This is a genomic window from Streptomyces sp. NPDC053665, from assembly GCF_055585285.1.
In genome coordinates this window covers 19,125-36,090 of record NZ_JBVJKK010000005.1, presented here as the reverse complement: position 1 = coordinate 36,090, position 16,966 = coordinate 19,125, and the positions used below count along the sequence as shown (strand labels likewise).

Sequence of the window (16,966 nt, the reverse complement as noted above, 5' to 3'; positions counted from 1 at the left end):
GAGGTGTTGACTCCCTCACCCTTCCCGGAGGTGGCCCCGTGCGCCCCTTGTACGTACCCGTCCGCCTGGCCGCCGCGGTCGTGGCCGTCGCCGCCGCCGCGGGCTGCATGAGCGTCGGCGACGACGGCGCGGGCGGGAGCGTCGAGCCGTCGCGTTCCGCCGGACACCACGCCGGTGAGGGGCCCGGCGGCGGCTCGGGAGTCTCGGGCGGCTCCGGGCCCGGGGCGGTGTCGGCCGACGGCAAGCGGGGGCACGGCAAGGGCAAGAAGGGCGGCAAGGGCAAGGGCGACGGCAAGGACGGCGAGGCGAAGGAGTCGGCGTCCCCCGCCACCTCGCCGTCCGCCCGGGCGAGCGCGTCCGCACCCGGGCACGACCGGCCCGGCAGGCCGTCCCGGCCCACGCCGAAGCCGCCCGCCCCGCCCGAGCCCACCCGCACGGCCGAGCCGGAGCCCACGCCCACGCCCCCCGAGCCGACGACGAGCCCGGAGCCCACGCCCGAGCCGTCGTCCTCGGCGCACGAGCCGCCCGGACCGCAGCTGGTCCAGCGGGAACCGGCCCCCGAGGCGGGGGTACCGGTGTAGCGCGGGGCGCCGGGGTGTCCTGCGGGTGCCGGGCGCCCCGGGGAACAACCCGTGCGGGCCGGGAACAATCCGCGCGGGACGCTGGTTGACGCACTTCGGAAGCGCCCCGCGGTCTGCGGACGAGGGCGCGTTCCCGCTGTCACCCGCTCGGTCCGGTTTGCGTCAAGGGCCCCGGACTGCGTATGGTGGCAGATCGTTTGATCCCATCTTGCCCGGCGCCACCGCAGAGCGCGCCGTGTGGCGCGTACTCTCCCTTGCCGTGGTGGACCGCATTGAGGCGGTCGTATTGCGAATCGCGAATCACGGAGTTGACGGGCGCGTGCCGACTTGAGACTCCGGAAGGTTTCGCATTCGCATGTCCATCGCCAGTACTGATCACGTCGTCGTGCCCGAGAACGAGGCAGTCGAGGACGCCCCCGAGACCACCTTCGCCGACCTCGGTCTGCCCGAGGGTGTCGTGCGCAAGCTCGCGCAGAACGACGTGACCACCCCCTTCCCGATCCAGGCCGCGACCATCCCGGACGCCCTGGCCGGCAAGGACATCCTCGGCCGCGGCCGCACCGGCTCCGGCAAGACCCTGTCGTTCGGTCTGCCCACCCTGGCCACCCTGGCCGGCGGCCGGACCGAGAAGCACAAGCCGCGTGCCGTCATCCTGACCCCCACGCGTGAGCTCGCCATGCAGGTCGCCGACGCGCTCCAGCCCTACGGCGACGTCCTCGGCCTGAAGATGAAGGTCGTCTGCGGCGGTACGTCCATGGGCAACCAGATCTACGCCCTGGAGCGCGGCGTCGACATCCTGGTCGCCACGCCGGGCCGGCTGCGCGACATCATCAACCGCGGCGCCTGCTCCCTGGAGAACGTCCAGATCGCGGTCCTCGACGAGGCCGACCAGATGTCCGACCTGGGCTTCATGCCCGAGGTGACGGAGCTGCTCGACCAGGTGCCCGCGGGCGGTCAGCGGATGCTCTTCTCCGCGACCATGGAGAACGAGATCAAGACGCTCGTCGACCGGTACCTGGACAACCCGGTGAGCCACGAGGTCGACGCCGCCCAGGGCGCCGTGACGACGATGTCGCACCACATCCTCATCGTGAAGCCCAAGGACAAGGCGCCGGTCACCGCCGCGATCGCCTCCCGCAAGGGCCGCACGATCATCTTCGTCCGCACCCAGCTGGGTGCCGACCGCGTCGCCGAGCAGCTGCGCGACTCCGGGGTGAAGGCCGACGCGCTGCACGGCGGCATGACCCAGGGCGCGCGGACCCGCACCCTCGCCGACTTCAAGGACGGCTACGTCAACGTCCTCGTCGCCACCGACGTCGCCGCCCGCGGCATCCACGTCGACGGCATCGACCTCGTGCTGAACGTCGACCCCGCCGGCGACCACAAGGACTACCTGCACCGGGCGGGCCGTACCGCGCGTGCGGGCCGTACCGGCACCGTCGTCTCCCTGTCGCTGCCGCACCAGCGGCGCCAGATCTTCCGGCTGATGGAGGACGCGGGCGTCGACGCCTCGCGCCACATCATCCAGGGCGCCGGCGCCTTCGACCCCGAGGTCGCCGAGATCACCGGGGCCCGGTCGATGACCGAGGTCCAGGCCGAGTCCGTGGGCAACGCCGCGCAGCAGGCCGAGCGCGAGGTCGCCCAGCTCACCAAGGAGCTCGAGCGGGCCCAGCGGCGCGCGAACGAGCTGCGCGAGGAGGCCGACCGGCTGCTCGCCCGGGTCGCGCGTGACCGCGGCGAGGAGCCCGCGGCCGCGGACGCCGAGGCCGGGGACGCCACCGTCGCCGTCGAGGTGTCGGTCCCGGAGCAGCCCACCGCCCAGGACGTCGAGCGCGAGGACCGCGCCGAGACCTCCGCGCCCTACGAGCGCCGGGAGCGGCGCGAGGAGCGCGGCGGGGCCGGGCGCGACCGGTACGCCGACCGGGACCGGTCCTTCGACCGTGACCGCGGTGGCCGTTCCTTCGACCGTCGTGACGACCGCGGTGGCCGTTCGTTCGAGCGTCGGGACGACCGCGGCGGCTTCAACCGCGACCGTGACCGCGACCGGGGTGGCCGTTCCTTCGACCGTCGTGACGACCGTGGCGGTCGTTCCTTCGAGCGCCGTGACGACCGCGGCGGTGACCGGGGCGAGCGCGGCGGCTTCCGCCGTGACGACCGCGGTGGCCGTTCCTTCGAGCGTCGTGACGACCGTGGCGGCCGTTCGTTCGAGCGTCGGGACGACCGCGGCGGCTTCAACCGCGACCGTGACCGCGGCGGCTTCCGCCGGGACGAGCGCGGCGGGCACCGGGGCAGCGACCGTCCCTTCAACCGCGACCGCCGGGACGACCGCCCGGGCTTCCGCTCCGGCGGCCACGACCGCCCCGGCCACGACCGTCCGGGCCACGACCGTCCGTACGGCCGGCGTGACGACCACCGCGGCGGCGGTTCCTTCGGCCGCCGTGAGGACAAGCCGCGCTGGAAGCGCAACGGCTGACGCACACGCGTGACGACGAGCGCCGTGGTTCCGTCCCCCAGGGGCGGGGCCGCGGCGCTTCGCCGTCCGGTGGGTCAACACGCCCGGGACGGGCGGCGCGTGGGACCCATCGGCCCTGTTCGTCCCTCCGGCAGCGCCCCGAGCCGGATACCCGATCGGAGACGCGGCGTCGTCCGGCTATGCTCGTGGGGGCGACATCGCCTGGGCCCTTAGCTCAATTGGCAGAGCAGTGGACTTTTAATCCATTGGTTGTGGGTTCGAGTCCCACAGGGCCTACCGCGAGGCAGCCGGGGCAGACGCCCTCCGGCCGCTCGAAGAAGCGCCCCGACCGGGGAGACCGGTCGGGGCGCTTTTCTCGTCCAGCGGGGCGGGGCCGCGTCAGCTCGTGGCGAGCATCCCCGAACGCAGCCGGGCCACCGTGCGGGAGATCAGCCGGGAGACGTGCATCTGGGAGATGCCGAGGCGGGCGCCGATCTCGGCCTGGGTCAGCTCCTCCACGAAGCGCAGGTGCAGGATCAGCCGCTGGCGCTCGTCCAGTTCGGCGACCAGCGGGGCCAGCGTGTGGAAGTCCTCGACGAGTTCGAGAGCCGGGTCGTCCCCGCCGATGAACGCCGACAGCGTCGCGTCGCCCTCGTCGGACTCGCCGGTGATCGCCGCGTCGAGGGAGGAGGACGTGTAGCCGTTGGCCGCGATCTGCGCCTCGACGACCTCCTCCTCCGACAGGTTCATCAGCGCGGCCAGCTCGGACACCCGCGGGGCGCGGCCGAGCCGCGAGGCCAGCTCCTCGGTGGCCTTGGCGAGTTCGGTACGGGCCTCCTGGAGCCGGCGCGGCACGTGCACCGCCCACGAGGTGTCGCGGAAGAACCGCTTGATCTCCCCGATGATGTACGGCACCGCGAAGCTCGTGAACTGCACCTCGCGGGAGACCTCGAAGCGGTCGATGGCCTTGATCAGCCCGATGACGCCGACCTGGACGACGTCCTCCATCGACTGGCCGTTGGCACGGAAGCGGCGGGCCGCGAACCGCACCAGCGACATGTTCATCTCGATGAGCGTGTTGCGCGCGTACTGGTACTCGGGCGTGCCCTCCTCCAGTACCGCGAGGCGGTCGAGGAACTGACCCGTCAGCTCGCGCGCGTCCTGCGGGGCGAGCTTCTGCGGCTCGGCGATCCGGGGCAGCTCCGCACCGGTCCCGGTGGCGGAATCCGTCGTCGTGCCGATGCGCATGGTCGCGGTCACGGGCCCTCCCTCGTAGTCCGGCCCGCTCCGGTTCCCCGGCAGGCCACCTTCAGCGCCGCTACCCACAGTCTCCCCTCCCATGCCCCCGGGTGCCCCGCCGAGACGTTGACCACAGTCGACGCAGGCCGGGGCGGTGCCGGGGTAACCGGACATGTGCTGCGACCGTACGGGCCGACCGGACGGGCAGGAGGGTGGGGACGGTGTGGGGCGCGGAAAGGGGCCGAGGGACATCCGGAGCGGACAGTTGTCGTTTGACAACTATAGTTGGCGGACAACAACCTAGCCGTGCCGAACGTGCCAGGGGAGCGAACGGGAAGAATCGGTCCCGGGCCGCGGCGGGCAGGTCAGGCAGTCCGGGATCCGGACGAGCGGGAATCGTCGGAGTCGTCGTGTATCTGGGCCGCCGCCGCTTCGCAGAACGCCTCCAGCCCGCGCAGCAGCGCGACCCGCTCGGCGGCGGGCATCTGGTCCAGCACCGTGCGCAGTGCCTGCTCCCGGCGCCGGCGCAGGTCGGCCAGGAAGGCGCGGCCGCGCCCGCTGAGGTGCAGCCGCACCTCGCGCCGGTCCGGTGCGCTGACCTCGCGCTCGACGAAACCGGCCGCCTGGAGCCGGTCGCAGAGCCGGCTGGTCGAGGGCGGTGTGGAGGCGAGGGAATCGGCGAGGGTGCGCAGGTTGATGCCGTCGTGGTGTTCGAGGATGAGCAGCACGCGCAGCTGCGAGGCCGAGGCCGGCGCGGTCGAGGCCCGGCCCCACAGGACCTCCAGCAACTCCGCGGCCGTCGAGGTCACACGGGCGACCTCGGCAGGCTCAGGGCGGGGTCGGAGGGAAGTCACAGTCACACTCTCGCAGGCACCGGGGTGGCCGTCAGCGTACTAGGGCCTTTCGTGCGGATCAGCCCGGCGGTGAGGGAGCGGCCCGTGTCCGCTGCCGGGGCCGGGTCCGGCAATCGTCGACTTATCGAGCAGAGACAGGTGTTTTGACGTCGTGAGTGCGATCGACAACAGATTCGTCGCCGCCGAGCGCGCCCTGCGCACGGCGGCGCCCCATCAACTGCTGGACGCGGTCCGTCGTGTACTGACCGATCAGTACGCGGCGGACTCCGTCGAGCTGTTCCTGGCCGACTACGGCATGTCGCTGCTCCAGCCCGTGTCCGTGCTGCCGCACACCCTGGAGCCGGTGCCGGTGCATAACAGCCCGGCGGGCCGGGCCTTCGGCGCGCAGGAGCCGCACCTGGAGCACGTCGCGGGCGGCCCGGTCCGCGCGCACCTGCCGGTCAGCGTGCGCGGCGACCGGCTCGGGGTGCTGACGGTGACCCTGCCGGACGCCGGTCACGCCGAGGACTGCGTGGGCGAACTGGCCGAGGTCGCCGAGGTGCTGGCGCACGAGGTGGTCGTGGCCGAGCGGGACACCGACCTCTACCTCCAGGCGCGCCGCCGGGACCGGCTCACGCTGGCCGCCGAGATGCAGTGGCAGCTGCTGCCCGCCCGCTCCTGCGCCCGTCCCGAGTACGAACTGGGCGCGCAGCTGGAACCGGCGTACGCGATCTTCGGGGACAACTTCGACTGGTCCGCCTCGGCCGACCGGCTCAGCCTGTACGTGACCAACGGCATGGGCGAGGGCATCGAGGCGTCCCTGCTGACCAGCCTGGCCATCAGCGCCCTGCGCAACGCGCGCCGCGCCGGCCTGGCCATCGACGACCAGGCGGCGCTGGCGGACCAGGCGGTGTACGCGCACTACCGGGGCCGCTGCTACCTCTCCGTGCTGATGCTCGACATCGAGCTGGCCACCGGGCGCGCCCGGGCGGTGGACGCGGGCTCCCCGCAGCTGCTGCGGCTGCGCCGCGGCACGGTGGAGCGGGTCGCCTTCGACGCCCAGCTGCCGCTCGGCATGTTCGAGGAGACGGACTACGTCGTGCAGGAGTTCGCCGTGGAGCCCGGCGACCGGCTGGTGTTCGTCAGCGACGGCGTCTACGACGTCGCCTCCCCCGGCGGTGAGGCCTACGGCGACGCCGCCCTGGCCCGGGCGATCCAGTCGACCCGGCTGCTGCCGGCGGCCGACGTGCCCCGGGCCATCCTGCGCGAGCTGTCCGGCCACCGCGGCCGGCCCGTCCCGGACGACGACGCCCTCGTGGTGTGTCTGGACTGGCGTGGCCGGTGAAGGATGGGGGAAGGCGCCCGGTCAGGAGCGTCGGTGTACGACTGTTTGGTGGTGCCGACCGTCGGCACTAATGTTTGTCATAGGGCAAGTAATCGGTGAGGGCGCCGTGATGGACCTCGGTTCGGCCCGTGCGAAGGAGCGATGCAAGTGACGGTGTCGGAAGCACACGCCGGGCAGGGGCCGGCCGCGCACCAGGTGAGCGCCTTCCTCGAACGGCGGCGGGAGCAGATCGCCCAGCGGTGGGCGGACGCCGCGCTGTTCCGCACCGTCTTCACGGTCTCCCGCGACGAGGCGGTCGAGGCGGGCCGGGCCGTGCTCGCCGCCCTCGCCGCCGTCGCCGCCTCCGAGCGGCTGGACGACATCCGCGCGCCCGGATTCGAGGCGGTGCGCGACCAGTTGGGCCGCATGGCCGCCTCCCGCGCCCGTACGGGCATCGACCCGGACGGGGTCGCCGGCGAGGTGGCCGCGCTGCGGCTCCCGGCGGTGGACCTGCTGCGCGCCGAGTTCGAGGACCCCGGCTCGCCGGACGCGCAGGAGTGCGTGGTGGCGCTCACCGTGCTCATGGGCACGCTGCGGCTGGTCGTGATGGAGACCACGCTCAGTGCGGGCGAGGCGCTGATCGCCCGGCAGCGCGAGCAGTTGCACGAGGTGGCCACCCCCGTGATCAAACTGTGGGACAGCACGGTCGCCGTCCCGCTCATCGGCACGCTCGACAGCGCGCGCAGCCAGGTGGTCATGGAGAGCCTGCTGAACGCGATCGTCGCCGAGCGCGCCCGGTACGCCATCCTCGACATCACCGGTGTGCCCACGGTCGACTCGCTGGTCGCCCAGCACCTGATGAAGACGGTCGCGGCGGCCCGGCTGATGGGCGCCGAGTGCATCGTCTCGGGCATCCGGCCTGCGATCGCGCAGACGATCGTCCACCTGGGCATCGACCTCGGCACGGTGATCACCCGGGCGAGCCTGGCCGACGCGCTGGCCTACGCGCTCGGCCGGCAGGGCGTGGAGATCGCGCCGCTGCGGGCGGCCGACCCGGCGGACGCGGGCGCGCGGTGACGCTGCCCGCGGGGGACGGGTCCCCGCTGTCCGCGCCGGTGCCCGGGCACTCCTTCACCGTGCCGGTGCTCCGGCTGGGCGACGTCCTGCTGGTCACGCTCCAGGGCGAGTTGCACGATGCCATGGCCGAGCAGTTGCAGCACGACGTCGCGGCCCGGATCGCCGGGTCCGGGGTGACCGGGGTCGTCATCGACATCTCCGGCGTGGAGATCGTCGACTCGTTCCTGGGCCGGGTCCTCGCCGAGATCGCCGCCGGGGCGAAGCTGCTCGCGGCGCGCACGGTCCTGGCCGGGATGCGTCCGGCCGTGGCGATCACCCTCGTCGAACTCGGTCTCACGCTGCCGGGGTTGAGGACGGCTCTGGACGTCGAGCGCGCCATGGAGCTGCTCGCCGTCGACCCGCGCGACGGAGGGGGGAGTCCTTGATGCAGGCTTCCCACCATGCCGCCCCGGCCACCCTGCCGATCGGCTCGGACGCCGATCTGGCCTGGGTGCGGCAGCAGGTCCGGCAGGCGGCCGCCGAGCTGGGCTTCGGTCTGGTGCAGCAGACCAAACTGGTCACCGCGGCCAGTGAACTGGCCCGCAACACCCTCGTCCACGGCGGTGGCGGCCACCTGGAGATCACCCCGCTGACCACCGGGCCGACGCAGGGGTTGCGGCTGGCCTTCGTCGACACCGGGCCGGGCATCCGCGACCTGGACCTGGCCATGACCGACGGCTACACCAGCGGCGGCGGGCTGGGCCTGGGCATGAGCGGGGCCAAGCGGCTCGTGCACGAGTTCCGGGTGGACAGCCGGCCGGGTGAGGGCACCACCGTCACCGTCACGGCCTGGGCCACGGCCGTACCGCCCTCCCGGCCGGAGCCCTGATGAGCAGGGTCTGGGACGTGCCCGTGGACGACTCGACCCGGGTGCGGGACGTCCGGGTCGCCGCCGAGGAGGCCAGCGCGTGCGCCGGACTGCCCGCGCACCGCACGGCGTCCGCCGCCCTGGTGGCCACGGAACTGGCGACCAACCTGCTGCGGCACGCCGAGGGCGGCCACGTGCTCATCGGCCTCGTCGAGCGGACGGACGGCGGCCGTCCGCGCACCTGTGTGCAGCTCCTCTCGCTGGACCACGGGCCCGGCATCCCGGACGTGGCCGCCGCGATGCGCGACGGCTACTCCACGACCGTCGCGGCCTCCCTGGGCGCGGGGCTCGGCACCTGCCGCCGGGTCGCGAACGACTTCGACCTGCACAGCGCCGTCGGCCGGGGCACCGTCGTACTGGCCCGGATCGACCACGGGATCGCCGTGCGGCACCCGGGGACGTCCGCGCCGCCCCCGCACGCCGGCGGTGTCAACGTCCCCCTGGGCCGGGCGGCCCACTCCGGCGACGCCTGGGCCCGTGTCCGCGCCGGGGACCGGCTGACCCTGCTGCTCGCCGACGGGCTCGGCCACGGGGAGAAGGCCGCCGAGGCCTCCACCGCGGCGGTGACCGCGCTGCGCGACCTGGCCGAGCTGCCGCCGCCGGAGATCCTGCGGCGTCTGGGCCCGGCTCTGCGCCCCACCCGGGGGGCTGCCGTCGCCGTGGCGCAGGCCGATCTGTCCGCGGGGCGGCTGGACTTCGCCGGGATCGGCAACGTCGGCGCCCGGCTGCGCACCGGCGGGGAGTGGCGGCCGCTGCTGTCCCGGCCCGGCATCGTGGGCGCCCAGGCGCCGGCCGACGTCCCCGTGCAGAGCGGGCCGTGGCACGAGGACAGCATGCTGGTGCTGCACAGCGATGGTCTGCCCAGCCGCTGGAGCCCGCCCGAGGACGTGCTCCTGACCTGCGACCCGGCGGTGGTCGCCGCGGTGGTGCTGCGCGACTCGGGCAGCGCGGCCCGGCCGGTGAGTGACGACACGTGCGTGGCGGTGCTGAAGGGGGGCCCGCCCGGGGCGTGAGGGCCGGGGTGGCGGCGGGGGACCGGCCGTTCCGTCGGACCGGACTTCTCACGGGCCCGGTGGCTCGCCGGCCCGGGGAGGCGTGTGGTGCTGGGCGGCCAGGAAGGCGCGCAATCCCCTTTTCAGTGCCTCCCGTTCGGCCGGCCGCATCGCGGCCACGGTGACGGTGAGGGCGTGGGTGCGGCGAGCGGCGACGTCGCTCAGGACGTTGCGGCCGTGCGGGGTGAGCCGGAGCTGGACCTCACGGCGGGTGTCCGGGTGCGGGGCCCGTTCCAGCAGGCCGGCCGCCGCGAGCCGGTCGCAGAGGCGGCTGGCGGTGGGCAGGCCGATGTCCAGCCGCTCCGCCAGGGCGGTGAGGTTGAGTCCGGGTGCGGTCTGCACCGCGCGCAGCGCCCGCAACTGATGCGGGGACAGCCGCAGGGACGCCTCCTGGGCCGCGACCGTCCACAGGGCCGCCAGGCTGTCCACCGCATCGGCGATCTGCGAGGCGACGGCTTCCGGGCCCTCGCCCGGCCCCCTGGCCCGGTGGTCACCGGGCCCGCCGAATCCGGTCACAAAACGGTCACTTTCCATAAGCTCCGGGTGCTGTGGAGGTCGCCCTCTTGCAAAGGCTGTACCCGAAGAGCCGAGCGGCAAGCAGACCGTTGCACGGCCGTCCCCGGCCGGACGGCGGTTCGGCCGGCGCCGAGTTCCGCCGGTGCGGCCGGCGGCGGGGGGTGCCGTCCACGTCCGGCCGGGTGACCGCGTAAGACTTGGCCACGTCCCACTCTGCCCGTCCAGCCCCGTCCCGCCCCACCCGTGCCAGTCCCGCCCGTCCCGTCCAGTCCCGCCCTTCCGACCAGCCGCGGAGCGTCGATGCCTCACCCGTACGTCCTGCTGTCCGCCGCCGTCTCCCTCGACGGCTACCTGGACGACACCGGACCCGAACGCCTGCTCCTGTCGAGCCCGGCCGACTTCGACCGGGTCGACGAGGTGCGCGCGTCCGTCGACGCGATCCTGGTCGGCGCGGGCACGATCCGGGCCGACAACCCCCGCCTCCTGGTCAACTCCCCGCAGCGCCGCGCCGCCCGTGCCGCCGCGGGCCGGTCCGAGTACCCCCTCAAGGTCACCGTCAGCGGCACCGGCGACCTCGACCCGGACGCCAACTTCTGGCACACCGGCGGCGAGAAGGTCCTCTACACCACCGACGAGGGCGCGCGGCGCGCCCGCGCCCTCGGCCTCGCCACCGACGTCGTCCCCCTGGGCGCGCGCCTCGACTGGCGCCGGCTCCTCACCCACCTGCACGACGTGCGGGGCGTGCGGCGGCTGATGGTCGAGGGCGGCGGCCTGATCCACACCCAGCTGCTCACCCAGGAGCTCGCCGACGAGATCCAGCTGGTCCTCGCCCCGCTCTTCGTGGGCGACCCCGCCGCGCCCCGCCTCTTCGGCCCCGGCGGCTACCCGCCCGGCCGGCTGCGGCTGCTCGACACCCGCCGGATCGAGGACGTCGTCCTGATGCGCTACGAACCGACCGCCCCCGGCACCGGGCCGCTCCCGGTCGCCGCCGACCATCACTGGCTGGCCGCGGCCTGCGAGCTGGCGGAGCACTGCCCGCCCTCCGGGACCGCGTTCAGCGTCGGGGCGGTGGTGGTCGCGGCCGACGGCACCGAACTGGCCCGCGGCCACTCACGCGAGGGCGGCGACCCGGTCGTGCACGCCGAGGAGGCGGCCCTGGCCAAGCTCGACCCGGCCGACCCCAGGCTGGCCGGGGCGACCGTCTACAGCAGCCTCGAACCCTGCGCCCGCCGCGCCTCGCGCCCGGCACCCTGCGCCCGGCTGATCCTCGACGCGGGCGTGCGGCGGGTCGTCACGGCCTGGCGCGAGCCGGACACCTTCGTGGCCGGGGCCGACGGCAGCGGAGTCCTGGCCGCCGGGGGAGCGCAGGTCGTCGTCCTGTCCGAGCACGAGGAGCGGGCCAAGGCGCCGAACCGGCATCTGGTGACCTGAGCGCAGCACCGGTACGGGGTGTGCGCGAGGCGTCCCGCGGATGGCGTACACTGGTGAACACAACGACGCGGGGTGGAGCAGCTCGGTAGCTCGCTGGGCTCATAACCCAGAGGTCGCAGGTTCAAATCCTGTCCCCGCTACTGAAGGCCGAGGGCCGGAATCCGAAAGGGTTCCGGCCCTCGATGCGTCGTCCCTCCGGCCTCATGGGCCTTTTCTCTCCGGCCTTCCGGGCCGTTTCCCTCCAGCCGTCGACCGGCCGTCACACACGGTGAGTGAACCGCCTCACAGCGCATAACAACTGACACACCGTCAAGTACCGTGCGAGGCCCGGGAGGCGGTCAACTCGCCCGATTCACCCCGGTCATGGCAGGTTGGTCCGCGCGAAAAAGGTTAATGATCAAGCGGAAGCGCTGGAATACGCACCGCGCCATCCATTAACGTTCGATAACGCAGCGCGGTCGTCCCAGCCGTCACAGAAGGCGGCTCCGTGCGCACGCGCCGAATCCCGCGAGGGAACCGGGGAACCACCACTTGGGGTGAATCGGGCGGATGCCGCCGTGGCAGCACGGCAGGTATACGCGCGTAGGAGACCTTCCTGCTCCGAACCCGTCAGCTAACCCGGTAGGCGAGAAGGAAGGAAAGGAGCACGCCCACGTGGCGTCCAACCGGCCTGCCCCCGCTGCCCCGTTCGCGGCGGACCAGCGCGACCCCGAGACCTTCGGCTTCGGCCGTCAGCGCACCGACGAGGGCCCGTTCCAGGAGTGGAACCCCACCGCGGAGTCCATCCGCCCCGTCCGTGGCCGGCACCGCGTCTCCAAGCAGCGCGGCGGAGGACTCGCCCGCAGCTCCACCGTCCTCGGTGTCGGCGTCATAGCCGCCGTCGGCGCGGGCGGCATGGCCAGCGCCCAGACCGGCAAGCCGCCGGTGTCGATCTCCGTCCCGGACCTTCCCTCGGTGGGTTCCCTCCTCTCGGACGACGACACCCCCGAAGGTTCCGCCACCCCGCTCAGCAGCCTGGGCACCACGACCGCCGAGGCCGAGCCGGGCACCGACGGCGCCGGTGAGGCCCTGCGCGCCCGGATCATGGCCCAGGTCGAGCACCAGCAGGACCAGATCGACACCAAGGCCGCCCAGGACGCCGCGGCCGCCGCCGAGAAGGCGGCCCAGGAGGCCGTCGCCAAGGCCGAGAAGGAGGCCAAGGCCAAGGCCGCCGAGGCGAAGAAGAAGGCGGAGGAGGCGGCCGAGAAGAAGGCCGAGGCCGAGCGGCTCGCCGCCCTCGCGAAGCAGTACACGCTGCCGACCTCCTCGTACACCCTCACCTCCACCTTCGGCCAGGCCGGCGCCTACTGGTCCTCCGGCTACCACACCGGCCTCGACTTCGCCGCCCCCACGGGCACGCCGATCAAGGCGGTCCACAGCGGCACCATCACCGAGGCGGGCTGGAACGGCTCCTACGGCTACAAGACCGTCCTCACCCTCGATGACGGCACCGAGATCTGGTACGCGCACCAGTCGTCGATCGGCGTCAGCGTCGGCCAGAAGGTCGGCACGGGCGACGTCATCGGCCGCGTCGGCGCCACCGGCAACGTCACCGGCGCCCACCTCCACCTCGAAGTCCACTCCAGCGGCTCCGCGAGCGGCATCGACCCCATGGCGTGGCTGCGGGGCAAGGGACTCACCCCGTAGACGCACCGCGCCCGTCGAAGCACCGGCAGCCCTGACGACGACCCCCCGGCGTCAGGGCTGCCGGTTTTCGGTGACCGGGGTGTTTGCCCGGGTTCGTTTGCCCGGGTTTGTTTGCCCGGGTTTTGTGCGGCTCCCGGAATGGGCCGTTCCGTACGGTCGTTGACGCCGGGTATGACTGCTACGACGACTCTGCGCAAGCTCGGCTCCTCCGACCTCGAGGTCTTCCCGCTCGCCCTCGGCGGCAACGTCTTCGGCTGGACCGCCGACGAGGACCGGTCCTTCGCCGTCCTCGACGCCTACACCGCGGCCGGTGGCAACTTCGTCGACACCGCCGACGTCTACTCGGCGTGGGTCGACGGCAACCGGGGCGGTGAGTCCGAGACCATCCTCGGCCGGTGGCTCCGGGCGCGCGGGAACCGCTCCGAGGTCGTCGTCGCCACGAAGGTGAGCCAGCACCCCGACTTCCAGGGGCTGTCCGCCGCCACCATCAAGGCCGCCGCCGACGCCTCCCTGCGCCGGCTGGGTACCGACCACATCGACCTGTACTACACCCACTACGACCGGCCCGAGGTGCCCGTCGAGGAGATCATCGGCGCCCTCGACGCGCTCGTGAAGGCCGGCAAGGTGCGGCACATCGCCGCCTCCAACATCTCCGCGGAGCGGCTGCGGGAGTCCCTGGAGTTCTCCGACCGCGAGGGACTGGCCCGCTACGTCGCCCTCCAGCCCCACTACAACCTGGTCTCCCGCGACACCTACGAGGGCGGGCTCCAGGACCTCGCCGAGCGCAGCGGCCTCGCGGCCGTGCCGTACTACGCCCTCGCGTCGGGCTTCCTCACGGGCAAGTACCGGCCCGGCACGACCGTCGAGAGCGCGCGGGCCGGGGGCGCGGCCAGGCACCTGGAGACGGAGCGCGGGCGCCGGGTGCTCGACGCGCTCGACGAGATCGCCGCGGCGCACGAGGTGCCGGTGGCGACGGTCGCCCTGGCGTGGCTCGCCGCCCGGCCGACCGTCGTCGCGCCGATCGCCTCCGCGCGGACGGTGGAGCAGCTGCCGGCGCTGGTGGGGGTGGCGCGGCTGACCCTGACGGAGGCGGAGACCGCCCGGCTCGACGAGGCCTCCGCCTGACGGAGCGAGGGGGAGCGGCGGCTCAGCGACGGCTGCGTGGCGGCTCAGCGGCGGCTGCGTGGTGGCTGCGTGGTGGCTGAGTGGTGGCTGCGTGGTGGCTGAGCGGCGGTTTTGGAGCGGCTCAGTAGCGGCTCCGTGGCGGCTCAGGAGCGGTAGGGGTTGTACGCCGGGTGGGGAGCCGGCCGGTGGGGCTGGCCGTACGCGCCGTGCGCGCTGTTTGCGCCGTATGCGCCGTACACCCCGTGCACCGGCCAGGGCGGCGCCATCGCCGGGGGTGGCGGGGAGGTCACCCGGGCCGCGTGGACCAGGGCCGGGCGGGCCGCCTCCCGGCGCCGCCACAGCTCGCCGAGCAGTTCCTGCTCGCGGACGGTGAACCCGGCGCCGGCCCGGCCGCGGCGGGCCCGGTGCCGGAGGAACGCGAGGGACGTCGCGTACGCCTCGTACCGGGCCACCTCGCGCGCCGCGGCCCTGCCCGCGTGGCGCCGGGCGTGGGCGCGGGCGATCCGCCGGGCCCGCATCGAGCCCAGCGCGTACGGCTCCGCCGGGTCCAGCCAGCCGGCCACCGCGTACGCGGGCAACTCCTCGCGCACGGTCCGCAGCTCCCGTTGCCGGGTCCAGATCACCAGCCAGGTCAGCAGGCCGAAGATCGGCACCATGAACGCCGCGTACACGGCGAAGAAGCCGTACTCGCCGAACGACGCGGAGCCGTTCCACATCGCGTGCATGCCCATCGCCAGCAGCAGCCCGGCGAGCGGGAACGCCACCCGGCGGAACCGGGCGCGGTCCCCGGCGAGCGCGGCGACGCCGAAGCCGATGCCGGTGAGGACCGTGAACAGGGGGTGGGCGAACGGCGACATGATGATGCGGACGAAGAAGGTCGCCGCCGTGACGGACGCGATGCCCGTGCCGCCGGTCATCTGGTCCGTGCCGAAGGCGGTGCCCAGGTAGAGGATGTTCTCGGTGAACGCGAAGCCGGTCGCCGTGACGCCGGCCACGACGACGCCGTCGATGATCCCGGTGAAGTCGCGGCGCCGGAACAGGAAGACCAGCAGGACGGCCGCCGCCTTGGCGGACTCCTCGACCACCGGCGCTATCACCGTCGCGCCGAGCGTGTCCGCGCTGGACGGGTCCGCGGTGGCCGTGGCTATCCATCTCGTCGCGAAGCTGTTGGCGACGATCGCTATCAGCGCCGCCGCGCAGGCGCCCCAGGCGAAGCAGAACAGCAGGTTCCGCCAGGGGCCCGGTTCGACCCGGTCCAGCCAGCGGAACGACGCCAGCAGCAGGGGGACCGGGAGGACGGCCAGGCCCAGCCCGACCAGGAACCCTTCCGTGCCGGTCTCCTCGCGCACCAGGGCGAGGATGACCAGGCCGGATATCGCGAGGAGGGTGCTGGGCGCGCCGTAGCGCACCCAGGGGCGCTGCCACCAGTGCGCGTGCCGCAGGGACCCGCCGACGGGGGTGCCGTCGGCGGGTCCGCTGGGATACGGAAACGGGGAACTGGTGGCCACGGCTTCGACCCTAACGACGGAGGGGCGCCGTCCGCAGGCGGGAGGTGACGGGCGCGGTCAGGCGCCGGCGGAGGGCTGGGGTTGGTCCGCGTGTGGTACGCGCCGGAACAGGAGGTCGTTCACGACATGTCCCTTGTCCAGTCCCTGGCCCTCGAAACGGGTCAGCGGCCGGAAGTCGGGGCGCGGGGCGAAACCGCCGTCGGCCTGGGTGTTCTCGAAGTCGGGGTGAGCGGTGAGGACGTCGAGCATCTGTTCGGCGTACGGCTCCCAGTCGGTGGCGCAGTGCAGCAGCGCGCCGGGGCGCAGCCGGGTGGCGGCGAGGGTCAGGAAGTCGGGCTGGATGAGCCGGCGCTTGTGGTGCCGCTTCTTGGGCCACGGGTCGGGGAAGTAGACGCGCAGGCCGTCGAGGGAGTCCGGGGCGAGCATCTCGCGCAGCAGGATGATCGCGTCGCCGTTGCCGACGCGGATGTTGGACAGGCCGTTGTGGTCGGCGAGGTTGAGCAGGTTGCCCTGGCCGGGCGTGTGGACGTCGACGGCGAGGACGTTGGTCGTGGGGTCCGCCGCGGCCATCTGGGCCGTGGCCTCGCCCATGCCGAAGCCGATCTCCAGGACGACGGGGTGGTCGTCGCCGAAGAGGTCGCGCAGGTCGAGGGCGTGGCCGTCGATGTCGAGGCCCCACTTCGGCCACAGCCGCTGCAGGGCGTCGGCCTGGCCCGCCGTCACCCGGCTGCGCCGGGGCTGGAAACTCCGGATGCGCCGCTCGAAGTGCGACCCGGCCGGGTCCGGCTTCGGTCCGTCGGGGAAACGCGGCTCGCCCTTGGCCCGGGTGTGGCGGAGGGAGCCACCCGGGGTGTGCGGGTGAGGGCTCGGGGTTTCGGGGGTGTTCGCGGAGTCAGACACAGTGGTCCCGATTTTACGGCCGTGGTGCTTCGCCTGTGCTTCGCCTGGCGCCGGTGGTGGGTCGGGGCCGCGCCGGGGGGTGTCCGTCCTCGGAACGGCGCGATGGGGTGTCACACCGACTCACTGTCCGTCGACGCGCCAACCAGCTGCGGGCGGACACCCCCCGACACGTCCCCTTGCGTGGCATGGCGGCTGTCCCGTCGCTGCGGGCATGCGTGCCGCTAGGGGCGATGGGGGTCCCCCCTGCTCGAGCGAAGCCGAGAGCTTGGGGGAGGGTGGGCGCGGCGGCACCCCGCTACGCCGGGTTGCGGGCCTATCTGGCCTCGGCATCGACG

Annotated in this window: 15 protein-coding genes, 2 tRNA genes and 1 riboswitch; of the genes, 12 read left to right on the top strand and 5 right to left on the bottom strand. The window is 73.5% G+C overall.

Features of this window, described 5'->3' with window-relative positions; all coding sequences use genetic code 11:
• The first annotated feature begins 38 nt into the window (after positions 1–38).
• The 3 genes from ACZ6ZN_RS20200 to ACZ6ZN_RS20190 all read left to right on the top strand — a co-directional run bounded on the left by ACZ6ZN_RS20200 (position 39) and on the right by ACZ6ZN_RS20190 (position 3,330).
• Entirely contained in the window at positions 39–581 is a 543-nt protein-coding gene (locus tag ACZ6ZN_RS20200; RefSeq protein WP_469648114.1) for a hypothetical protein, read from the top strand.
• 355 nt (positions 582–936) lie between these two features.
• The gene (locus ACZ6ZN_RS20195) at positions 937–3,054 is read left to right on the top strand and encodes a DEAD/DEAH box helicase (protein WP_469648111.1); all 2,118 of its coding nucleotides are present in this window, start codon (positions 937–939) and stop codon (positions 3,052–3,054) included.
• A gap of 203 nt (positions 3,055–3,257) precedes the next feature.
• Positions 3,258–3,330: transfer RNA gene (locus ACZ6ZN_RS20190), tRNA-Lys, on the top strand.
• Between the two features lie 102 nt (positions 3,331–3,432).
• Here ACZ6ZN_RS20190 and ACZ6ZN_RS20185 read toward each other — a convergent pair.
• Both ACZ6ZN_RS20185 and ACZ6ZN_RS20180 read right to left on the bottom strand, forming a co-directional pair.
• Entirely contained in the window at positions 3,433–4,281 is an 849-nt protein-coding gene (locus ACZ6ZN_RS20185; RefSeq protein WP_398109370.1) for an RNA polymerase sigma factor SigF, read from the bottom strand.
• Positions 4,282–4,637: 356 nt separating this feature from the next.
• Complete coding sequence (locus tag ACZ6ZN_RS20180; RefSeq protein ID WP_451876059.1) at positions 4,638–5,132, bottom strand: MarR family transcriptional regulator; 495 nt, start codon at positions 5,130–5,132, stop codon at positions 4,638–4,640.
• A 145-nt stretch (positions 5,133–5,277) separates the two neighbouring features.
• Between ACZ6ZN_RS20180 and ACZ6ZN_RS20175 the strand changes: the two genes are divergently transcribed.
• From ACZ6ZN_RS20175 to ACZ6ZN_RS20155, 5 genes are all read left to right on the top strand, one after another.
• Positions 5,278–6,450 carry a PP2C family protein-serine/threonine phosphatase gene (locus ACZ6ZN_RS20175; RefSeq protein WP_469648106.1) on the top strand — a complete coding sequence of 391 codons (1,173 nt, stop codon included), beginning with the start codon at positions 5,278–5,280 and terminating at the stop codon, positions 6,448–6,450.
• 147 nt (positions 6,451–6,597) lie between these two features.
• Entirely contained in the window at positions 6,598–7,506 is a 909-nt protein-coding gene (locus tag ACZ6ZN_RS20170; RefSeq protein WP_469648103.1) for an STAS domain-containing protein, read from the top strand.
• 2 nt (positions 7,507–7,508) lie between these two features.
• Positions 7,509–7,931 carry an STAS domain-containing protein gene (locus ACZ6ZN_RS20165; RefSeq protein WP_469648910.1) on the top strand — a complete coding sequence of 141 codons (423 nt, stop codon included), beginning with the start codon at positions 7,509–7,511 and terminating at the stop codon, positions 7,929–7,931.
• Positions 7,931–8,374, top strand: a complete 444-nt coding sequence (locus ACZ6ZN_RS20160) for an anti-sigma regulatory factor (protein WP_451876062.1) — start codon at positions 7,931–7,933, stop codon at positions 8,372–8,374. The genes ACZ6ZN_RS20165 and ACZ6ZN_RS20160 overlap by 1 nt, the downstream gene beginning before the upstream one ends.
• Positions 8,374–9,426, top strand: a complete 1,053-nt coding sequence (locus ACZ6ZN_RS20155; RefSeq protein WP_469648101.1) for a SpoIIE family protein phosphatase — start codon at positions 8,374–8,376, stop codon at positions 9,424–9,426. The genes ACZ6ZN_RS20160 and ACZ6ZN_RS20155 overlap by 1 nt, the downstream gene beginning before the upstream one ends.
• Positions 9,427–9,474: 48 nt before the next feature.
• On the opposite strand, the gene ACZ6ZN_RS20150 is transcribed toward ACZ6ZN_RS20155, so the two are convergent.
• Positions 9,475–9,981 carry a MarR family winged helix-turn-helix transcriptional regulator gene (locus ACZ6ZN_RS20150; RefSeq protein WP_469648097.1) on the bottom strand — a complete coding sequence of 169 codons (507 nt, stop codon included), beginning with the start codon at positions 9,979–9,981 and terminating at the stop codon, positions 9,475–9,477.
• A 300-nt stretch (positions 9,982–10,281) separates the two neighbouring features.
• Between ACZ6ZN_RS20150 and ACZ6ZN_RS20145 the strand changes: the two genes are divergently transcribed.
• The 4 genes from ACZ6ZN_RS20145 to ACZ6ZN_RS20130 all read left to right on the top strand — a co-directional run bounded on the left by ACZ6ZN_RS20145 (position 10,282) and on the right by ACZ6ZN_RS20130 (position 14,223).
• Positions 10,282–11,412: a dihydrofolate reductase family protein gene (locus ACZ6ZN_RS20145; protein ID WP_469648094.1), complete on the top strand. Its 1,131-nt coding sequence runs from the start codon at positions 10,282–10,284 to the stop codon at positions 11,410–11,412.
• 66 nt (positions 11,413–11,478) lie between these two features.
• A tRNA-Met gene (locus ACZ6ZN_RS20140) sits at positions 11,479–11,552 on the top strand.
• A 346-nt stretch (positions 11,553–11,898) separates the two neighbouring features.
• Positions 11,899–12,054, top strand: a riboswitch (cyclic di-AMP (ydaO/yuaA leader).
• A gap of 12 nt (positions 12,055–12,066) precedes the next feature.
• Positions 12,067–13,098 carry a M23 family metallopeptidase gene (locus tag ACZ6ZN_RS20135; protein ID WP_451876066.1) on the top strand — a complete coding sequence of 344 codons (1,032 nt, stop codon included), beginning with the start codon at positions 12,067–12,069 and terminating at the stop codon, positions 13,096–13,098.
• Positions 13,099–13,269: 171 nt separating this feature from the next.
• A complete protein-coding gene (locus ACZ6ZN_RS20130; RefSeq protein ID WP_451876067.1) occupies positions 13,270–14,223 on the top strand; it encodes an aldo/keto reductase in 954 nt (317 codons plus the stop codon).
• A gap of 143 nt (positions 14,224–14,366) precedes the next feature.
• On the opposite strand, the gene ACZ6ZN_RS20125 is transcribed toward ACZ6ZN_RS20130, so the two are convergent.
• Both ACZ6ZN_RS20125 and trmB read right to left on the bottom strand, forming a co-directional pair.
• Positions 14,367–15,731, bottom strand: a complete 1,365-nt coding sequence (locus ACZ6ZN_RS20125) for a PrsW family intramembrane metalloprotease (RefSeq protein WP_469648091.1) — start codon at positions 15,729–15,731, stop codon at positions 14,367–14,369.
• Positions 15,732–15,788: 57 nt separating this feature from the next.
• Positions 15,789–16,631: a tRNA (guanosine(46)-N7)-methyltransferase TrmB gene (gene trmB / locus ACZ6ZN_RS20120; RefSeq protein WP_469648088.1), complete on the bottom strand. Its 843-nt coding sequence runs from the start codon at positions 16,629–16,631 to the stop codon at positions 15,789–15,791.
• Positions 16,632–16,966: the final 335 nt, after the last annotated feature.

Bases quoted from the DNA above. Each gene is read 5' to 3' on its own strand.
- ACZ6ZN_RS20145 (WP_469648094.1), top strand. From the start codon at position 10,282: ATGCCTCACCCGTACGTCCTGCTGTCCGCCGCCGTCTCCCTCGACGGC.
- ACZ6ZN_RS20185 (WP_398109370.1), bottom strand. From the start codon at position 4,281: ATGCGCATCGGCACGACGACGGATTCCGCCACCGGGACCGGTGCGGAG.
- ACZ6ZN_RS20130 (WP_451876067.1), top strand. From the start codon at position 13,270: ATGACTGCTACGACGACTCTGCGCAAGCTCGGCTCCTCCGACCTCGAG.
- ACZ6ZN_RS20195 (WP_469648111.1), top strand. From the start codon at position 937: ATGTCCATCGCCAGTACTGATCACGTCGTCGTGCCCGAGAACGAGGCA.
- ACZ6ZN_RS20160 (WP_451876062.1), top strand. From the start codon at position 7,931: ATGCAGGCTTCCCACCATGCCGCCCCGGCCACCCTGCCGATCGGCTCG.
- ACZ6ZN_RS20155 (WP_469648101.1), top strand. From the start codon at position 8,374: ATGAGCAGGGTCTGGGACGTGCCCGTGGACGACTCGACCCGGGTGCGG.